The sequence below is a fragment of the Priestia sp. 179-F W1.4 NHS genome, from assembly GCF_045369295.1.
GTDB lineage: Bacteria > Bacillota > Bacilli > Bacillales > Bacillaceae_H > Priestia > Priestia zanthoxyli.
In genome coordinates this window covers 197052-209956 of sequence record NZ_JBIQFF010000003.1, presented here as the reverse complement: position 1 = coordinate 209956, position 12905 = coordinate 197052, and the positions used below count along the sequence as shown (strand labels likewise).

Sequence of the window (12905 nt, the reverse complement as noted above, 5' to 3'; positions counted from 1 at the left end):
ACTGTAGAGGAACCTCATTTATTGCTTACATAAAAACTTTGAACAAAAGAGGTGTATTTTTTGGATTTTACGGTAGACCATTCAATTCTCTTATTATCTATTCTCCTTGTCATAGGGGTACTTACTGCAAAGTTCTCTACTCGCCTTGGAGTCCCTTCGCTTGTACTCTTTATTATTGTAGGAATGGTTGTTAGCCACTACATCTACTTTGACAATGCTCTTCTAACACAAGGATTCGGAATATTAGCGCTTATCATTATTCTTTTTGATGGAGGCGTGCAGACCAAATGGAAAGATGTTAAACGCGTTGTTCGCCCTTCCGTTTCATTAGCTACTTTCGGAGTCCTCATTACGACAGTTTTAACGGGTGTGCTTGCCAAATATATTTTGGGCGTTACTTGGCTTGAAGGCTTTTTATTTGGGGCAATCGTTGGCTCTACAGATGCTGCAGCCGTGTTCTCTGTACTAGGGACACAGAACATCCGCCAAAAACTAAACTCCACGCTAGAAGCAGAATCTGGTTCCAACGATCCGATGGCCATTTTCTTAACCGTTTCTATTATTGAATTAATTCAACATCCAGACTCTCCTATCCTCTCATTAATCCTTAATTTCTTTTGGCAAATGGGAATCGGGCTGGTACTTGGTTTAGTACTTGGAAAAGCATCCGTTTGGATTATTAATCGAATTAATTTGGATTCTTCAGGGCTTTACCCTGTGCTTACATTGTCATTGGCCGCCTTAACCTATGGAATTTCCACATTTGTAGAAGCAAGCGGTCTACTTGCTGTATACGTAATGGCAGTGGTAGTAGGAAATGCAGATCTAACTTATCGTCACACAATTGTCCGCTTTAACGAAGGTTTTGCATGGATGATGCAAATTTTAATGTTTATTTTACTCGGCCTTCTTGTCTTTCCTAATCAACTGCTAGATATCATTTGGCAGGGTATACTGTTATCTCTTTTACTTATGTTTGTCGCTCGTCCACTCGGCGTATTTCTTTCGATGATATTTGCTAAATACTCATCCAAAGAAAAACTGTTTATTTCTTGGGCCGGTTTAAAAGGAGCTGTTCCAATTGTATTGGCTACTTATCCTATGATGGCAGGTTTGGAGAACAGCACGCTCATTTTTAACGTCGTTTTCTTTGTGGTCTTAACTTCCGCTCTTCTTCAAGGAGCAACAATCGCTCCTTTAGCCAAATTTCTAAACCTTTCTCAGGGTGAAAAAGAGACGGTTCCTCACAGTCTCGAGCTTGTTTCGATGGGCAAAACCAAAAATGAAATGATTGAGTTGAAGCTCGTGGAACATGCAGATATATCAGGTAAATCGCTTGAAGAACTTCACCTCCCTGAAGACATTTTAGTGACTGCTGTTATTCGAGATGATAAATTACTTACACCTAGAGGAAATACACAAATTTTTGCAGGTGATACATTATATATTCTTATTTCGAAGAAAAAACGAGATAAAGTAAAAGCATTTTTCCAAAAAAATACGTCTGATGGGGACGAAAGAGAAGGAAAAACCAGTTAAAAGATTAGCTAAAGCTTTTACTAGAAAAACAGCACCCGCTTATTGAACGGAGTGCTGTTTTTGCTGTTGCATCAAATAAAGAGATTTATAATTGGGATGATGTTTTAAAAGTTCTGAGACCGTTACAAATTTATACCCCTCTTCCTTTAACTTCGGTAAAATTTGTTTTAATGCTTCAATGGTTTGAGTTCGATCTCCTCCCGTATCATGAAACAATACAATATCTCCTGACCTGGCATGGTTAAGCACTTGACTTACAATTTTACCGACGCCTGGATTTCTCCAATCAAATGTATCTTGATGCCAAGACCAAAGAATAATCGTATACTGCTGATTTTTAGCAGCTTTTACTACCCGATCGTCATAATAACCAGTAGGTGGACGAAACAGGTAAGGTTTTATTCCTGTAATAGCTTGTATACGTTCATCGGCTTTTTCAATTTCTTGTTCAATTCTCTCTACTTCCTGGCCCCTTACTTTCAAATGGCTATATGTATGATTAGCAAGTTCATGACCTTCACGAACTTCTCTTTGAGCAAGCTTGGGAAATGACGTTATTCGATCGCCGACTACAAAAAAAGTTGCTTTGGCACCGTATTTTTGCAATAAATTTAAAATAGTCGGCGTATATTTAGGATCTGGTCCATCATCAAATGTAAGCGCAATTAACTTCTCATCTTTCATGGGAACTTCCCACACGATATCTCCTTTTCTTTCATAATAAAATCTGCTCTTCTTTGCAGCATCCACCTGAATACCGTAGAAATTAATGGAAACAATAATAATAATTGACAAGCACCATTTCACTCAATGACCTCCTTTTTTGTCTAGGTGTGATTCATGCGTATTGTCAATAAACGCTTTAATACCAACTGCAAATAATCGTTCATCACCCAAACACACGCGCTGTTGACGGCGATTAGCTGCAGAAGTTGATTTACGGTTTTTCATAGTCTTCTCTCCATTACTAATTGATTGTGTTTTTAGCTTTACCAAAAAGTCAAAAATAAACCTACGGGTTCTAACATGGCGAAAACATTTTTATATAGTAATTACACGCTGTCTAGCGTTTTGAATAGGAGATATATACATGCGAAAATTTTATTTAGCGCTTCTGTTAATGATAAGCGGAACCATGGTTATACTGCCTTCTGTTAAAGCAATCAGTGAAAGCAACGAGAAACATCACCAGCTCACCGTAAGCGAACAAGGATATTCTCTTTCATTGCCCGGTGAATATACGCTTCAAAAAGAAGAAGATGGAAAAGATATTCTTTTTTCAACCAAGACTCCCTATACGTGGATGCGAATTGAAGTCCTTTCCGGGAAAGAAAGTACAAGCACACCATATCTAGATCGTTCAAAAGAATTGTTTGATGACCAGTTTGGAAAATCGTTAAAAATTTCTTCTACATCCCCATTTATTCAACCCGTTGTGTTTGCATCTATGTCTGGGAGTAAAAAAGAAACAGCAAAACTATATGTATTAAGAGAAACAAAGGGGCACCCTGCTTTAAAAATCACGATGGTTACGGCTAAAAATTCCGATGATGAAAAAAAGTTAATTTCAATTGTTAACTCAGTAAAAACGCATGAATGAAAATAGATAAGGAACCCAGCTATGAAAAAAAAGATATTTCTTGTTTGTTTTATATGTTTGATGAGTGGCTGTTCAACTGCTTTTCGCGAAGAGCTTATCAACACACAAAAAGAAATTCCAAGAGAACGCTTGCCCCAGCAAAACTTCACCTATCCTTACAAAGGAAGCAGCAGAACAGATGTAGGTTATCTTAAAAGAAGCAGTAATCAAAACTATACGCTTTACGTACTAGAAGGATACGAGTTTACAGAAGAAGAGCCCCGAAAAGATGTCATTTACAATAAAAAAAATGATGCTTTGTGGATGCGGATTGAAGTGTTTCCCTCAAATAAAAGTGTAGAGGAGCTGAAGAAAGAAACAAAAGAAATTTTAAGAGCTGGCTTTTCGGAAGTGGCTTCCCTTGACACGCACCTCATTCAATCTAGCTTAGAGATAGAAGCTGCGTACAAAGCGTCCGATGATAAAAGTAATGCATACGGCTTTCTTGTTCGAAAGCAAAATCAACACCCTACTTTCCGATTAACGATCTTTGCTCCTAAATCCGAAAGGGGTTTAACTCCGTTTTTGGAAATGGCGAAAACACTTCAAAATGCATAAAACAGAAAAAAAGTCGGTTTACAAAGTGTGTAAACCGACTTTTTCTTTATTTCATATCTAACAGTTTAGTTTTTAAATCTTTTTCCATTTGATACAGCTCTGATTCTGCCTCGGTACGCTTCGTACGCCCTTCTTCTTGTATCTTTAATACTTCTTCTAACGTAGTAATCAAGTCGGACTGCGTTTTTTTCAATGTTTCGATATCGACAATCCCCGCCTCGTTTTCACGAGCTACTTCAATTGTATTCTGCTTGAGCAGCTCTGAATTTTTAGTAAGCAAGTCGTTTGTTGTCTTAGATACTTGTTTTTGGGCTTCCATTGCTTTCTTTTGGCGCAATAAAGTGGTTGCGATGACTACTTGATTTTTCCAAAGTGGAATAGCTGTTAAAATAGAGCTTTGAATTTTTTCCACAAGGGTCTGATTGACTTCTTGAATTAATCGAATCTGCGGTGCACTTTGAATGGCAATTTGACGGCTCAGCTTTAAATCGTGCACTCGTTTTTCTAGCCTATTGATAAATTGATTTAAATCATTGACCTCCTGAGCCATTAAGTAGTCATTTTTTTGAGAGGCTGTTTGCTGCAGCTGGGGCAGCGTTTCATTCTGCAGCCCCACTAACTTGTATTCTGCCGCTGCAATGTAAACGTTAAGCGCCTCATAAAACTGTTTATTTTTATCATATAAGCTATCTAACATTGTAATGTCTCGATACAGCATTTGTTTTGAGCGCTCTAACTTATCTGCAATTTTATCAATTTCAACATTAATGCTTTGATATTTTGTTAATAAATTTTGAATAGGTCTAGAGACTCCTGAAAACAATCGACCGATGACTCCTTTTTTCTTTGAAGAAAAGTCATCGGGATTTACTTGGCGAATCTTACTCATCAAATCTCCTATAACGTCTCCTACTGGTCCTGTATCTTTCGTTTGAACATGCTGTAGTACAGATTGGGAAAACTGAGATAGTTCTGACTGAGCTGCTACCCCGTACTGTAAGATAGCCTGCTGATTTTTATAATCAATTTGATTTGCGATTTTCTGTGCTTTTTCCTGATATTCCGGTGTCAAATCATCGTATGTGCTTCTTTTTGCAGCGCGAGTATCCGGTTGTAACTGCGGGGTAGGCGAAGCAAAAGGATCATCAAGCAGCGCATCTAACGATTTATTTTGATCATATTCTTTCATCATAAAATCCCATCCTTTGCATTTACATTACTTTGTGCGATTAGTAGCTGTCGGTATATACGGCTGCTCTTCTTCAAATGCTTGCTTTAGCACTTTAAGCTCTACATCTAATGTCAGCTTATCTTGTGAAAGAGCATTTGTTAATAAATGCTCATACTTCCCTGATAACCCGCGCAGCATGTCTTCCGCTTCATGAAGACTTTCTTTTACTTCTATGCTTTTCGTTGGTTTTGATAATAAAAACATATACCTTTCAATGACGGTAACCGTTGATTGTAAGTAGTTCGTAAAAAAGGGCTGAACATCTTTATATCGTGCGGGCTCTTTTTCTACCATTTCAATGATGCTTTTGCCTACTTTGTATAGTTTAGAAAGTTCTGTCCACATATGAACAGACCGAATTTTAAAACGATAGCTTCCAATGGTTCTTAATTGCTTTCTTGCCTCTTTTACTTGATGACGCACGTATGCAATTTCTTCTCTATATGGATTTTGATAATGACGTCGAGCACTGCTCATAATAAAAAACAGGCTCATCACGACCATTACTCCTATACTAATGCCAACGGATTGAATCATCGTGGTACTGAATCCAAAATAGCTGACCGGAACGGCTACTGCTCCTGTTACCCAAATGGCAAGAATCTTTTTTATGATTCGAACGACTTTCATCGCTTTCACTCCTATCTTAAATGTGACCGAACTTTTAAACGTATACATATTATACCATTGTCTTCTCATCTCTTAAAACGATTACTGTTATAATTTATATACGGATAAATCCCTTAAAAGTTTCACAAAACAAAAAAACAGGCAGCTTTTATAGCTGCCTGTTTTTTATTGATCTTCGCGCTTGTTGTAATCATACTTCGAACGTTCAATTGGTTTGAACCCTTCTGGTGTATGAAAGCGGAGTAAGTCTCCGTAAACAAGTTTATCTGATAGTTCTAGCTTTTTCTTAACTAGTTCATCATACTTATCATACTGTTTCGCTTCCTTATCTGAAAGCTGCTTGCCCGTTACGTTGTCATACACTTTCTGATCAACTTTTGTTACCTTCGGTGTAACAAAGTCACCGTTACGGAAAGGTACAACTTGCTGATGTTCTTTTGATAATAAGTCTGTACCAAAGTCAATATAGTCTTTTGTATCAAGACCTAATAAATGCATCACTGTTGGACGAACATCTACATCTCCACCATACGTATGATTTACGCCGCCTTTAAGGCCTGGTGAAGTAATAAATAATGGTACGCGCTGCAGTTGAGCTTGTTCAAAATCATTGATGTTTTTACCCATTACTTTGCCCATTGCACGCTTATGGTTTTCAGAAATACCATAGTGGTCACCGTACATCACAACCATCGTGTTGTCTGCTAAGCCAGAGGCCTGTAAGTCCTCAAAGAATTGCTTAATTGATTCATCTAAATAACGAGCCGTTTGGAAGTATTGGTCAACTGACTTATCTCCCGTATTATGAGGTCCAATCGTTTGGTCTTCCTTATCTAATGGATAAGGGAAGTGGTTTGATAACGTAATGAACTTCGCGCTAAATGGCTGCTTTAAGCCTTTTAGGTACGGCATTGATTCTTTAAAGAAAGGTTTATCTTTTAAACCATAGTTCAGCGTATCTTCGTCTGACATATTGTAATAAGCTGAATCAAAGAATTTTTCTACACCCATTGATTTATACATCTCATCACGGTTCCAGAACGATTTTCCATTTCCGTGGAACACAGATGTTGTATAGCCTTGCTGATCTAGAATACCAGATAGCGACTGATAGGTGTTATTTGCTTTTGTTGTAAATACAGAACCTTGAGGTAAGCCGAATAATGAGTTCTCCATCATGAATTCAGCATCTGACGTTTTACCTTGCCCTGTTTGATGGAAGAAGTTATCGAAATACATTGTGTTCTGATCTTTTAATAGTGAATTTAAGAATGGCGTTACTTCTTCACCATTTAACTTATAACCAATCATAAATGACTGAAGTGATTCTAATGAAATATAGATAACGTTTTTGCCTTTTGCTTGACCGAAATATTCTTTGTTCGGTTCAGCATACGTTGCTTTTGCATAGTTCTCTACCTCAGCCACATCACTGCTATCTGCTAGCGCGCGCTGTGCTGAAGATTTCGAGCTCTGGATGATGTCATAGATCGTATAGTTATACGTTCCTAAATATTTTACTAAATAGTTGCGGTCAAATGTTCTTGTTAATAGTTGAGGACGATCCATTTCCGCTAGTGCGATGTTGGCACTTAAGAATAAAATCCCTGATAAAAATACACCTGTCACAGTACGTCGACTAATTGTTGCTGGTAAGTCAACTTTTTTCCATAATACTAAAACTAAAAGAATAAAGAAATCTGTGAAGTATAAAATATCAGTTGGGCTAATTAAAGCCATAGCACTGCCGCCTAATTGACCAAAGTTGTTTGACTGAGTCAATACAGGAACAGTAATAAAATCATTAAAGAAGCGATAGTATACTACATTTGCGTACAGGATGAATGAAAGTAAAAAATTCATTCCAAGCAGTGCTCGTACTTTTCCGCGCCCTTTAAATAGTAATGCAATGGCAAAAAAGAAAATTGCCGAACCAATTGGGTTTATGAAAAGTAAGAACTTTTGCATAAAATTATCTAGCCCTAAGTTAAATTCGATACGATAAACGGTATACGTTTTAATCCAAAACAACAAAACTGCAATTAGAAATAACGGCAGCTGTTTCGAAAAAATATTTTTACCGTTTGTCATGAGCTGTTTCATATTCCCACCTCTGTCTCTATTGAAATTTAAGCTCACTTTTATTTTTATAGTAAATGTAAAAAGAAATCTCCCTTACAAAAAATGTAAGAGAGCTAATCTGTTCTTTCACATTTTAACTCTTTAAAAAAAATTGTCAACACCGCTACGTATAATTTTCACCAAACGTGAGAAAATAACTACTTTCTTATTCCCAGCTCTATCGGCTTTCAAACACAAATATATCCTGCGCTTTTTTCTTCTCACTATTTAATACGGACAGCTTCTCTTTAGGTTTCACTATTTTATATTTATTTTTTATTTTGTCCACTATACATATAAATTTAACACTTGCCTTAGTTTTCCTTCTGCTTTACAAGAGAATGCATAAAAGCACTTGTGAATATTTGTTATATCAATGCCTCTTATTTTCTTTTCTTTCTACAGTAAACCACATATTCTGAGTTATTTCTTTCTTTAAATATGAAAAAAATGTGTCAGTTTGCATCGAAAATTTTTATTTTTTTACCTTTTTGTTTATAATATAAATTATAAATATTATTTGAAATTTCAGATCTCTTTAATATTTGATCTAGAAAGTGCATTTTTTATATAAAATTGGAATGAGTACGGGCTACGTATACTTGTATACCTAGAAGTTTAAACGTCTTACATTTTTATAAAGGAGAAAAAATGAAAGAATGTATTGTTTTCATTACAAATATTATTAATGTATTGCACGATGGATTAATTTATATTTTTTATTTACTAGGATTTTCTCTTTCAGATAAAGAACTTCACTTCTGGATTATTGGCATTATTGGACTGCTCACGTTTTTAAGCGTTTATATGATCTTTAAATTATTGTCAAAATGGAAATTTAGTATTACAGCTATTTCTTTTATCTACACTCTTACCGTTATGCTTGTCTTAGTTTTTGCTATTGAAATTCAGCAAGGAATTACCACTCGAGGCAACATGGAATTTGATGATGCCATAGCAGGCTTATGGGGATTTTTAGTGTTTTTTAGTATTTATATCGCCTTTGCTTCTTTTTTTCTTTTATCCAAGAAATTATTGTCTTCAAATAAGGAGAAAAAGATAAAAACCGAGGCCCCTACTCGGAGCCAAAGGCATGTTAATTAATTTCGTTTGAGTTTTAAAGCGACTTGATGAATCCGTATTCGATTATATCGTTGAACCAAAATAAACGGTACGTTTGCAATAATCGCATAAATAACCATCCAAACACCTATAGAAGGAGAGTTCCATATAAAAAAAAGAATAGAAGGAAGTATGCTGATCCAGTGAGTTAACTCTGCTCGATTTGTTTCCATTAAAAAAAGCTGTGCATATTCCTTCGTTCTACTCTCCCATTTCTTTTTATAAAACCCTCGTTTAAATAGCTTTCCTGCATCAGGAAGCCACGTTTTCCATCGGTGTACCCCGAATTTTTTATATATTCCAACTGTTTCCCAGCTGTGAACCTTAAACAGCGCAAAGTCTTTTTTTAAATAAAAGGCAGAAATTTTTGTGCACCTGTAGGCGATGAACATGTGAATCACAAACCATGCCATGATATTAATTAAGAGCTGAGCGCCTGTCATTTTATCACTTTCTTCTTTTTTTCTTCTTCTATAGATATGCTGCGTTCTTTCCATTTAACTTGCTTTCTCACCGCTGTTTGGATGAAAGACCATACGAATAGGCCCAGAAAAAACAGCACGTGAATAGGAAATAAGCACAAAGAAAAAAAAGTAAACGAACCTATTTTTCTTAAGCTATTAAATAAGAGACTGACATAGCAAACATAACTGCTAATTGCCAAGCCTGCATGTTGATTCCATAGAGTAGGTAAAAAAAGAACATAATTAATCATGCTAGTAAGCCATAAACTTACTAGAAATAAATAAATGGCTTCCGTTTTCCCCGCACCTGAAGCAAAGCTTTTACTCCACCCTCTTATCAGGCTTTTCATACCATCTGGATACATGCGCATGGAAAGAGCTCCTTGTCCACTCATACACGTAATAAATTCACCTTGTTTGCTCATTTTCTCAACCAGTGCCATATTTTCAACCACTTCTTTTTTTATCCCTTCGTGGCCTCCGCTTTGAAAGTAGGAGGCTGCGCTGCAAAGCAAGCACTGCCCGAAACCGACGGAAGGACTTTTCCAATTTTTAAAGGGGTGAAAAGCGCCAATCGATGCAAACGTAACATAGTGAAATAAAGCAGAAAACATTTCATAAGGCCTCTTAACAAGATGATAAGGATGAACTGACAGCACCCCCCCTTGCTGTTGATAGTAGAAAAATACTTTTTCAATTCCGTCTTTCTCTACTGTAAGATCAGCATCTAAAAACAAAAGCACCGAGCCTTTTGCTTCTCTTGCTCCATTCCAGCATGCCCATGACTTTCCTAACCATCCAGCTGGAAGTGTCCCCGGGTGCACTACTTTCACGCCAAATGCTTTGGCTACCCGCTCAGTATGATCTGTTGAGTTGTCATCTACAACAATCACTTCAAAGTCAGCGTTCTGTAACTGGAGTGACTGCAATAAAAAGGTAAGGTTTTTTTCTTCATTTCTAGCTGGAATAATAATGGATAAACATGACATATCGTTTCTTACTATTTTTACACGTTTAAATGTAGGGATAGTGATGACAAGCGTACCTGTCAAGACAAGAGCAACCAGTAAAAAAGACATCTCTTTCTCCTTTCCTTCACGTATGAAAATTAGCGAACTGGACAAAATAAAAAGTTGTAGACCTATTTTTATTTTGCGTGAAGTCATTTTATACACATTGTTGACAACTCGCTTTTGTTTTATAAGGAGGAAAAAGATGAAAAAGAAAGTAATTGTTGTAGGCGCAGGTTTAGGTGGTCTGTCAGCTGCTATTCGTCTGTCAGCTGATGGATATGATGTAACAGTCGTTGAAAAAAGCGAGCGAATTGGCGGTAAGTTAAATATTCGCAGCGGCAAAGGGTTTTCTTTCGATACGGGACCTTCTATTTTAACAATGCCGTGGGTGCTAGAGCAGCTGTTTGACAGTGCAGGCCGCAATATCCACGACTACTTGACAATAGAACGAATTGAGCCTCAGTGGAGAACTTTTTTCCAAGATGGAACACAAATTGATTTGACCAGTGACCTTCCTCGCATGCTTCAGCAGCTTCAAGAACTTGCTCCAGAAGACATTGAAGGTTTTTTTGACTATTTATCTTATGCAAATAAAATGTACGAATCGAACTTAAAAAGTTTTTATAAAAAAAGTTTATCTGGACTGCACGATTTACGAACGATGCACACGGTAAAAGAACTGCTTCAAATGGATCCAATGAGATCTATGGATGCTACTACACGCAAATATTTTTCAAACAAACATTTGCGTCAATTGTTTAATTTTTTAATTATGTACATCGGCTCTTCTCCTTATCATGCACCGGCTGTATTAACACAGCTTGCTCACGTTCAGCTAGGATTAGGTATTTATTACGTAAAAGGCGGAATGTACAAAATTGCTGAAGCGATGGATAAGCTCCTTCAAGAACTTGGCGTCACTGTGCATCTAAATACGCCGGTAAAAGAAATCACAACAAGCGGAGCAAAGGCAACTGGAATTACACTAGAAAACGGTGAAAGCCTATCAGCAGATGTTGTGGTATCTAATCTAGAAGCCATTCCAACTTACCGCTATTTATTAAAAAATCATGCGCAAGCAGCTAAGCAAACTCAGCAGCTTGCAAAATTTGAACCTACTGTTTCTGGCCTTGTTCTTTTATTAGGGGTTAACAAACAGTACAAACAGCTTCAACATCATAATTTCTTCTTCTCAAAGGATCAGAAAGAAGAGTTTGATACAATCTTTAACAAAGGTCAAGTAGCCATGGATCCGACAATTTACATTGGCGTATCGTCTAAATCAGACCCTACGCAAGCTCCTGAAGGAAAAGAAAACCTGTTCGTTCTTACTCATGTACCTCCTTTAAAAGAAGGCGACGACTGGGCTGCATTAAAAGACCGCTACCGTGATGTCGTACTAAAAAAGCTCGAGGCAATGGGATTAGAAGACTTACGTTCCAGCATTGAGTTTGAATATACGTTTACTCCTAACGATATCCAAGAGCTTTACGGCGCTAACGGTGGGTCCATTTATGGCGTAGCAACTGACCGTAAGAAAAATGGAGGGTTTAAAATTCCGGCAAGAAGTCAGCTTCTTTCTAACCTTTATTTTGTAGGAGGCTCTACACACCCTGGAGGCGGCGTGCCGATGGTGACATTATCAGGTCAGCTTACAGCGGACGCGATTAATGAAGATTTTCAAATTCCTCGTATGCAAAAAGATATTGGATAATGAAAAAGTGCAGGAAATTCCTGCACTTTTTTTAAAAGTTCATTTTTGACTGTCCACCGTCTACGTTTAATGTCGCACCTACTATCCATGAAGCTTGAGAAGATGCTAAAAAAACAACGGCGTTTGCCACTTCTTCTGGCTCTCCAAAGCGCCCTGCGGGTATTTCATTTTCAACAAACTGCTTAATCTTTTCCGGATTTTCATCCATTCTTTTTTTCCAATTACCCGTTTCATGCAAGATGCTTCCAGGCGCTACTCCATTTACACGAATTCCTTTAGAAATCATTTCATCTGCAAACGACTTTGTAAAGCTGATAAGCGCTGCTTTTGCGTTATTGTACGTGACTTTCCCTCCACTTTCTCTCCCAAAAATAGACGTAACATTAACGATTGCCGCATCTTTTGTCATACGAGCTGCTGCTAGCTTGCTCAAGTGGACAGCTGAAAAGTAGTTTAGCTCCATTGCTTCCTGAAAAAGAGATAAATCTGTTTCCATTGCCGTGCTTCCATTACTTCCTCCAGCGTTATTAATTAAAATATCAATACTCCCAAAGTCGTTAATGAATTTCTTAATTAACGCAACTCTATCCGCTTCGTTTGTTAGATCTGCTGTATATGTACGTACGTTTTCTAATTCTGACTGTGCATGCTGTAATGCTTCCTCTCCTCTTGCAGCAATTCCAACGTTTGCTCCTTCTTGAATAAACAAAGCAGCTATAGCTTTCCCAATCCCTTTTGATCCACCGGTAATGAGTACATTTTTACTTTGCAACTGTAAATCCACACGTATCCCTCCACGTTAAATGATAACTACTATACTTTCTATCATATCCCACCGCGTCTCAAAATTAAAATCATATACTACTTTACCTTT

13 protein-coding genes are annotated in these 12905 nt (G+C 37.2%); 5 read left to right on the top strand and 8 right to left on the bottom strand.

Annotation, left to right across the window (positions count from 1 at the left end):
* Positions 1–60: 60 nt before the first annotated feature.
* The gene (locus ACH0CI_RS16280; protein ID WP_335707385.1) at positions 61–1539 is read left to right on the top strand and encodes a potassium/proton antiporter; all 1479 of its coding nucleotides are present in this window, start codon (positions 61–63) and stop codon (positions 1537–1539) included.
* Positions 1540–1578: 39 nt separating this feature from the next.
* On the opposite strand, the gene ACH0CI_RS16275 is transcribed toward ACH0CI_RS16280, so the two are convergent.
* Positions 1579–2346 (bottom strand): polysaccharide deacetylase family protein, encoded by a 768-nt coding sequence (locus ACH0CI_RS16275; RefSeq protein ID WP_033578783.1) that lies wholly within the window; start codon positions 2344–2346, stop codon positions 1579–1581.
* The gene (locus ACH0CI_RS16270; RefSeq protein ID WP_013056734.1) at positions 2347–2490 is read right to left on the bottom strand and encodes a hypothetical protein; all 144 of its coding nucleotides are present in this window, start codon (positions 2488–2490) and stop codon (positions 2347–2349) included.
* 139 nt (positions 2491–2629) lie between these two features.
* Here ACH0CI_RS16270 and ACH0CI_RS16265 point away from each other — a divergent pair, with 139 nt between their 5' ends.
* Together ACH0CI_RS16265 and ACH0CI_RS16260 are read left to right on the top strand one after the other, a co-directional pair.
* Entirely contained in the window at positions 2630–3139 is a 510-nt protein-coding gene (locus ACH0CI_RS16265) for a hypothetical protein (RefSeq protein WP_406901892.1), read from the top strand.
* A 21-nt stretch (positions 3140–3160) separates the two neighbouring features.
* Positions 3161–3736, top strand: coding sequence for a hypothetical protein (locus ACH0CI_RS16260; RefSeq protein WP_406901891.1), 576 nt, complete (start codon positions 3161–3163; stop codon positions 3734–3736).
* Positions 3737–3782: 46 nt separating this feature from the next.
* Here ACH0CI_RS16260 and ACH0CI_RS16255 read toward each other — a convergent pair whose 3' ends face one another.
* From ACH0CI_RS16255 to ltaS, 3 genes are all read right to left on the bottom strand, one after another.
* Complete coding sequence (locus tag ACH0CI_RS16255; RefSeq protein WP_098626775.1) at positions 3783–4928, bottom strand: toxic anion resistance protein; 1146 nt, start codon at positions 4926–4928, stop codon at positions 3783–3785.
* A gap of 24 nt (positions 4929–4952) precedes the next feature.
* Positions 4953–5597 (bottom strand): 5-bromo-4-chloroindolyl phosphate hydrolysis family protein, encoded by a 645-nt coding sequence (locus ACH0CI_RS16250; RefSeq protein ID WP_028413622.1) that lies wholly within the window; start codon positions 5595–5597, stop codon positions 4953–4955.
* Between the two features lie 165 nt (positions 5598–5762).
* Positions 5763–7700, bottom strand: coding sequence for a lipoteichoic acid synthase (gene ltaS / locus ACH0CI_RS16245; protein ID WP_406901890.1), 1938 nt, complete (start codon positions 7698–7700; stop codon positions 5763–5765).
* Positions 7701–8369: 669 nt separating this feature from the next.
* Between ltaS and ACH0CI_RS16240 the strand changes: the two genes are divergently transcribed.
* On the top strand, positions 8370–8822 hold the full coding sequence (locus ACH0CI_RS16240) for a hypothetical protein (protein WP_013056728.1): 453 nt from the start codon (positions 8370–8372) through the stop codon (positions 8820–8822).
* On the opposite strand, the gene ACH0CI_RS16235 is transcribed toward ACH0CI_RS16240, so the two are convergent.
* Positions 8819–9337, bottom strand: a complete 519-nt coding sequence (locus ACH0CI_RS16235; protein ID WP_335706712.1) for a glycosyl-4,4'-diaponeurosporenoate acyltransferase CrtO family protein — start codon at positions 9335–9337, stop codon at positions 8819–8821. The two genes, ACH0CI_RS16240 and ACH0CI_RS16235, sit on opposite strands and share 4 nt — an antisense overlap.
* Positions 9280–10383, bottom strand: a complete 1104-nt coding sequence (locus ACH0CI_RS16230) for a glycosyltransferase family 2 protein (RefSeq protein ID WP_034269311.1) — start codon at positions 10381–10383, stop codon at positions 9280–9282. Before ACH0CI_RS16230 ends, ACH0CI_RS16235 begins: the two co-directional genes overlap by 58 nt.
* A 136-nt stretch (positions 10384–10519) precedes the next feature.
* Between ACH0CI_RS16230 and ACH0CI_RS16225 the strand changes: the two genes are divergently transcribed.
* Positions 10520–12031, top strand: a complete 1512-nt coding sequence (locus tag ACH0CI_RS16225) for a phytoene desaturase family protein (protein ID WP_028413625.1) — start codon at positions 10520–10522, stop codon at positions 12029–12031.
* 31 nt (positions 12032–12062) lie between these two features.
* Here the strand turns inward: ACH0CI_RS16225 and ACH0CI_RS16220 are convergent, their stop codons facing one another.
* Positions 12063–12815 (bottom strand): SDR family NAD(P)-dependent oxidoreductase, encoded by a 753-nt coding sequence (locus ACH0CI_RS16220; protein WP_028413626.1) that lies wholly within the window; start codon positions 12813–12815, stop codon positions 12063–12065.
* Between the last annotated feature and the right edge of the window lie 90 nt (positions 12816–12905).

What these genes read in the sequence shown, in the direction of transcription:
- ACH0CI_RS16270 (WP_013056734.1), bottom strand. Translation starts at nt 2,490, where the DNA reads ATGAAAAACCGTAAATCAACTTCTGCAGCTAATCGCCGTCAACAGCGC.
- ACH0CI_RS16265 (WP_406901892.1), top strand. Translation starts at nt 2,630, where the DNA reads ATGCGAAAATTTTATTTAGCGCTTCTGTTAATGATAAGCGGAACCATG.
- ACH0CI_RS16260 (WP_406901891.1), top strand. Translation starts at nt 3,161, where the DNA reads ATGAAAAAAAAGATATTTCTTGTTTGTTTTATATGTTTGATGAGTGGC.
- ACH0CI_RS16255 (WP_098626775.1), bottom strand. Translation starts at nt 4,928, where the DNA reads ATGATGAAAGAATATGATCAAAATAAATCGTTAGATGCGCTGCTTGAT.
- ACH0CI_RS16250 (WP_028413622.1), bottom strand. Translation starts at nt 5,597, where the DNA reads ATGAAAGTCGTTCGAATCATAAAAAAGATTCTTGCCATTTGGGTAACA.
- ltaS (WP_406901890.1), bottom strand. Translation starts at nt 7,700, where the DNA reads ATGAAACAGCTCATGACAAACGGTAAAAATATTTTTTCGAAACAGCTG.
- ACH0CI_RS16240 (WP_013056728.1), top strand. Translation starts at nt 8,370, where the DNA reads ATGAAAGAATGTATTGTTTTCATTACAAATATTATTAATGTATTGCAC.
- ACH0CI_RS16235 (WP_335706712.1), bottom strand. Translation starts at nt 9,337, where the DNA reads ATGGAAAGAACGCAGCATATCTATAGAAGAAGAAAAAAAGAAGAAAGT.
- ACH0CI_RS16230 (WP_034269311.1), bottom strand. Translation starts at nt 10,383, where the DNA reads ATGTCTTTTTTACTGGTTGCTCTTGTCTTGACAGGTACGCTTGTCATC.
- ACH0CI_RS16225 (WP_028413625.1), top strand. Translation starts at nt 10,520, where the DNA reads ATGAAAAAGAAAGTAATTGTTGTAGGCGCAGGTTTAGGTGGTCTGTCA.